Source organism: Elioraea sp. Yellowstone (genome assembly GCF_006704265.1).
In the GTDB taxonomy this organism is placed as follows: domain Bacteria; phylum Pseudomonadota; class Alphaproteobacteria; order Acetobacterales; family Acetobacteraceae; genus Elioraea.
The window spans coordinates 1-5,367 of sequence record NZ_VIKA01000193.1; the positions used below are offsets into that span (position 1 = coordinate 1).

Consider the following 5,367-nt stretch of genomic DNA (forward strand, 5'->3'; position numbering starts at 1 on the left):
CGCGAGCGCCGCCGCGCCCTCGGCGCCGAGCGCCGGGATCAGCCGCGTCTTGGCGAGGCCGGCGCGCGGCGCCTTGGCCATCAGCCCGATCGCGGGGCGCATCGCACGGGGCCGGGATCGTGTCCGGGGCCGCGCAGGGGGACGAGGCGACCCCGGTGCCATCCCGCCCGTCCCGTCGGAGATCCGCGGATCACGGCCTGCGCCTGCGCCGGAAGCCTGAACCCGATTCCGGGCATCGGGACACCCTCTACCCCAGGCGGCGCGCCGCGATCAGGAACTCCCGGTTCCCGTCGGGGCCGCGCAGCGGGCTCTCCACCACGCCCAGCACGCGCCAGCCCGGCTGGCCCGCCCACCAGGCGGCGATCGTCCGCTGCACCTCCTCCTGCACCGCGGCGTCGCGCACCACACCGCCCTTGCCGACCCTGTCCGGCCCCGCCTCGAACTGCGGCTTGATCAGCGCGACCGCCCAGGCCCCGGGCGCGCACAGCGCGAGCCCGGCCGGCAAGACGGTGCGCAGCCCGATGAACGAGGCGTCGCAGGTCAGCGCCCCCACCGGCTCCGGCACGTGCGCGCGCGTCAGGAACCGCGCGTTCAGCCGCTCGTGCACCACCACGCGCGGATCCGTGCGCAGCTTCCATGCCAACTGGCCGTGCCCGACATCCACGGCATGGACGCGCTCGGCCCCGCGCGCGAGCAGCACGTCCGTGAACCCGCCGGTCGAGGCGCCGATGTCGAGGCAGACGAGCCCCAGCGGGGCGAGCGCGAAATGGTCGAGCGCGAAGGCCAGCTTCACCCCGCCGCGGCTGACCCAGGGATGGTCCTCGCCGCGCACCTCGAGCGGCAGGTCGGCCGCGACCTGCATCCCGGCCTTCTCCAGCCGCCTCCCGCCCGAATACACCTTGCCGGCGAGCACCAGCGCCTGCGCCTTCGCGCGCGACTCGACGAGGCCGCGCTCCACCAGCAGCGAGTCGAGCCGCTGCTTCATGCGCGCATCCCCTACCGCACCTCGTTCTCCAGCACGCCGATCCCCTCGATCGCGGCGGCGATCCGGTCGCCCGGCTGCAGGAGCCTGGGCGGCGTCATCGCGTAGCCCACGCCCTCCGGCGTGCCGGTCATGATCAGGTCGCCCGGTTCGAGCGTCAGCCCTGCCGAGAGCACGGAGAGGATCGAGGGGATGTCGAAGATCATCCGGCCGGTGCGGCTGTCCTGCCGCGTCTCGCCGTTGACGGTCAGGCTGATGCGCAGATCCGGCGGCTCGGGCAGGTCGCCGCGCGGCACGATCCAGGGCCCCATCGGGCAGGAGCGGTCGAGCCCCTTGCCCTTGAACCACTGGCCGTGCCGGCGCTGGAGGTCGCGGGCGGTGATGTCGTTGCCGATCGTGTAGCCGAACACGTGCTCGAAGGCGCGTTCGCGCGGGATGTCGGCCCCGCCCTTGCCGATCACCACCACGAGCTCGACCTCGTAGTCGAGCGCGCGGGTCACGCCCGCGTGGTTCGGAATCCACTCGCCCGGGCCGATCACGACGTTGGCGGGCTTGGAGAAGAACTGCGCGTGCTCGGGCACCGTCGTCTCGCGGCCGGCGGCGCGGTCGCCCTCGGCCACGTGGTCGAGGTAGTTGCGGCCGACGCAGAAGACGTTCTTGCGCGGGCGGGGGATCGGCGCGAGCAGCCGCACCCGCTCCTTCGCCACCACCGCGGCCGCGGGTGGGGCGGCGGCCGCCTGCGCCAGCGCCGGCCCCACGCGGTCCCAGGCCTCGATCGCGGCGATCATGTCGGCAAGTGGCGCCGGATCGCCGCCGGCGGCGCGCAGCACCGCCGCGCCGTCCAGCACCGACCCGTCCTCCAGCACCACGCCCACCGCGGGCGGGCCCCCCGCGCTGTAGGTCGCGAGCCGCATGGCCATCCAAACCTCCCGTCCGGTTGAAGGCGCCAGTGTGCCTCAACCGCGATGCGTGTCACGGGGCGGTGAAAGCCGGACATGGCTCGGCCTCACCCATGCCGCGGGAACATGGCGTGACGCCTCGTTTCAGGCTGCCGCGTTGACGCGCCGTTGCCTATTCTAGGTCAAGGTCGTACCGCGGCGGGCCGGAACCGGTCCGCCCGGCGGCGTGTTGTCTCCGCCCGGAATGCGGCGGGCATCAGGGAACCGGCCGACGCGCGGCCGGGAGAAGAACGATGGCGAGCCTGAACCTCGACGCCTTCCTCGATGGCATCCCGCCGGGCGACTCGATCTACGTGGCCGGCAAGTACGACCGCTGGGTGACCGATCCCGGCAGCGTCGAGCCGGGCTGGGCGGCGCTCTTCGGCGTCCTCGCCAATGGCGGGGTCGAAGCCGCCAACGGCGCGGCCCTCGCGCTTCGGGCACGGCCCGCCGCACGCGACGAGGTCCGCGCCGCCACGCTCGACTCCATCCGCGCGCTCATGCTCATCCGCGCCTACCGCGTGCGCGGGCATCTGGAGGCGCAGCTCGACCCGCTGGGGCTGAAGGTGCCGAAGCCCCACCCGGAGCTCGACCCGGCCACCTACGGCTTCGGCCCCGGCGACATGGACCGGCCGATCTTCATCGACCACGTGCTCGGCTTCGAGACCGCGACGCTGCGCGAGATCCTCGCGGTGCTGCGCGAGACCTATTGCGGTCCGGTCGGCGTCGAGTTCATGCACATCCAGGACCCGGACCAGAAGGCCTGGATCCAGCAGAAGGTCGAGAGGGCACCCTGGCGCACCGCCTTCGACGCCGAGGCCAAGCGCGAGATCCTCGCCCGCCTCACCGAGGCCGAGGGGTTCGAGGTGTTCTGCCAGAAGAAGTTCGTCGGCACCAAGCGCTTCGGCCTCGAGGGCGGCGAGAGCCTCATCCCCGCCGTGCGCGCCGCGATCGAGGCCGCGGCCGAAGCGGGCGTGGTCGAGATCGCGATCGGCATGCCCCATCGCGGCCGGCTGAACACGCTGGTCAACATCATGAAGAAGCCGTTCTCGGCGGTGTTCAGCGAGTTCCAGGGCGCCTCCTCGCACCCCGACGACGTGCAGGGCTCGGGCGACGTGAAGTACCACCTCGGCACCTCGGTCGATCTCGAGATCGCGGGCCGCCAGGTGCATCTTTCGCTCCAGCCCAATCCCTCGCATCTCGAGGCGGTCGATCCCGTGGTGGTCGGCAAGATCCGCGCCAAGCAGGACATGATGGGCGACCGCAAGGCGCGCCGCCACGCCATGGCGATCCTGATGCATGGCGATGCCGCCTTCGCCGGCCAGGGGCTGGTGGCCGAGACGCTGGCGATGAGCCAGCTGATCGGCTACCGCACCGGCGGCACGGTGCACTTCGTCGTCAACAACCAGATCGGCTTCACCACCGTTCCCGCGCACGCCTACTCGGGGCTCTACTGCACCGATATCGCCAAGTCGATCCAGGCGCCGATCCTGCACGTGAACGGCGACGATCCCGAGGCGGTGGTGTTCTGCGCCCGTCTCGCGACCGAGTTCCGCATGACCTTCGGCGTCGATGCGGTGCTCGACATCGTCTGCTACCGCCGCCACGGCCACAACGAGTCGGACGAGCCGGCCTTCACCCAGCCCCTGATGTACAAGGCGATCCGCGCACAGAAGACCACGCGGACGAAGTATGCCGAGCGCCTGATCGCCGAGGGCACGCTGACGGCAGAGGAGGCGGCGGCGATCCAGCAGCGCTTCACCGCCGCGCTGGACGAGGCGTTCGACGCCTCCAGGACCTACAAGCCGAACAAGGCCGACTGGCTCGAGGGCAAGTGGGCCGGGTTGACGCCGGGCGGCATCGAGGACGAGGCGAAGGACTGCGGCACCGCCGTGCCGCTCGAGACGCTGCGCGAGGTGGGCCGCGCGCTCTGCCGCGTGCCCGAGGACTTCGACCTCAACCCGAAGATCGCGCGCCAGCTCGACCAGAAGCGCGAGGCGATCGAGACGGGCGAGGGCATCGACTGGGCGACCGGCGAGGCGCTCGCCTTCGGCACGCTGCTGCTGGAGGGCCATCGCGTGCGGCTCTCGGGCGAGGACGTGCAGCGCGGCACCTTCAGCCACCGCCACGCCGTGCTGATCGACCAGAGCAGCCAGGCCGAGTACGTGCCGCTGAACCACATCCGCGACGGCCAGGCGCAGTTCGAGGCGTACAACTCGCTCCTGTCGGAGGCCGGCGTGCTCGGCTTCGACTACGGCTACTCGCTCGCCGATCCGCACTGCCTGGTGCTGTGGGAGGCGCAGTTCGGCGACTTCGCCAATGGCGCGCAGGTGATCATCGACCAGTTCATCGCTTCGGGCGAATCGAAGTGGCTGCGCATGAGCGGCCTCGTGATGCTGCTGCCGCACGGCTACGAGGGCCAGGGGCCGGAGCATTCCTCGGCGCGGCTCGAGCGCTACCTCCAGCTCTGCGCCGAGCGCAACATGCAGGTCTGCAACCTCACCACGCCGGCGAACTACTTCCACGCGCTGCGCCGCCAGCTCAAGCGCAACTACCGCAAGCCGCTGGTGGTGATGACGCCGAAGTCGCTCTTGCGCCACAAGCTCGCGGTCTCGACGCTCGACGCCTTCGGCCCGGACAGCGGCTTCCGCCACGTGATCCCCGAGATCGATCCGATCGCGGAGGACGAGGCGGTGAAGCGCGTCGTGTTCTGCACCGGCAAGGTCTACTACGACCTGCTCGCCGCGCGGCGCGAGGAGAGGATCGATCAGGTGGCGCTGGTGCGCATCGAGCAGCTCTACCCGTTCCCGTCCGTCAGCCTGCCGAAGATCATCGCGCGCTACCCGAACGCCGAGATCGTCTGGTGCCAGGAGGAGCCGCAGAACATGGGCGCCTGGACGTGGATCGACCGCCGGCTCGAGGCGGCGGCGGCGGCGGCGCATCGGCGCGCGCGGCCGCGCTACATCGGCAGGCGCGAGGCGGCGAGTCCGGCGACCGGGTTCTACAAGGTCCACAACGCCGAACAGGCCGCGCTGGTCGAGGAGGCGCTGAGCGTCTGAGCGCCTGGGCCGCCCCGTGGGGCCGGGCAGCCGGAGGGGCCGCTTTCCGGCCGCCGGTTGCCTTCCACGACGGTCCGCGCTTCAACTCCGCGCCTGAGAGCAACCGGGGGTCGCGCATGTCGGTCGAGATCAAGGTTCCTGCGCTGGGCGAGAGCGTCTCCAGCGCCACCATCGCGCGCTGGCTGAAGCGGCCCGGCGAGGCGGTGGCGGCCGACGAGCCGCTGGTCGAGCTCGAGACCGACAAGGTCACGGTCGAGGTGCCGGCGCCCGCAGCCGGCGTGCTGGAGGCGATCGTCGCCCGGGACGGCGCGGAGGTCGAGGTCGGCGCGGTGCTCGGCACGATCGCGGAAGCCGCCGGCGCGGCGGGCGCGGCCGCACCGGAGCCGGC

4 protein-coding genes are annotated in these 5,367 nt (G+C 71.9%); 2 read left to right on the forward strand and 2 right to left on the reverse strand.

Translation table 11 applies throughout. From position 1 onward, the window contains the following. Window positions 1–247: 247 nt before the first annotated feature. Both FK498_RS17150 and FK498_RS17155 read right to left on the reverse strand, forming a co-directional pair. Window positions 248–985, reverse strand: a complete 738-nt coding sequence (locus FK498_RS17150) for a TlyA family RNA methyltransferase (RefSeq protein ID WP_141856706.1) — start codon at window positions 983–985, stop codon at window positions 248–250. Between the two features lie 11 nt (window positions 986–996). Further along, entirely contained in the window at window positions 997–1,902 is a 906-nt protein-coding gene (locus FK498_RS17155; protein WP_141856708.1) for a fumarylacetoacetate hydrolase family protein, read from the reverse strand. Window positions 1,903–2,174: 272 nt separating this feature from the next. Between FK498_RS17155 and FK498_RS17160 the strand changes: the two genes are divergently transcribed. Both FK498_RS17160 and FK498_RS17165 read left to right on the forward strand, forming a co-directional pair. Continuing rightward, entirely contained in the window at window positions 2,175–4,979 is a 2,805-nt protein-coding gene (locus FK498_RS17160) for a 2-oxoglutarate dehydrogenase E1 component (protein ID WP_141856710.1), read from the forward strand. 116 nt (window positions 4,980–5,095) lie between these two features. Continuing rightward, a partial coding sequence (locus tag FK498_RS17165; RefSeq protein WP_304598722.1) for a biotin/lipoyl-containing protein occupies window positions 5,096–5,367 on the forward strand: 272 nt, incomplete at its 3' end.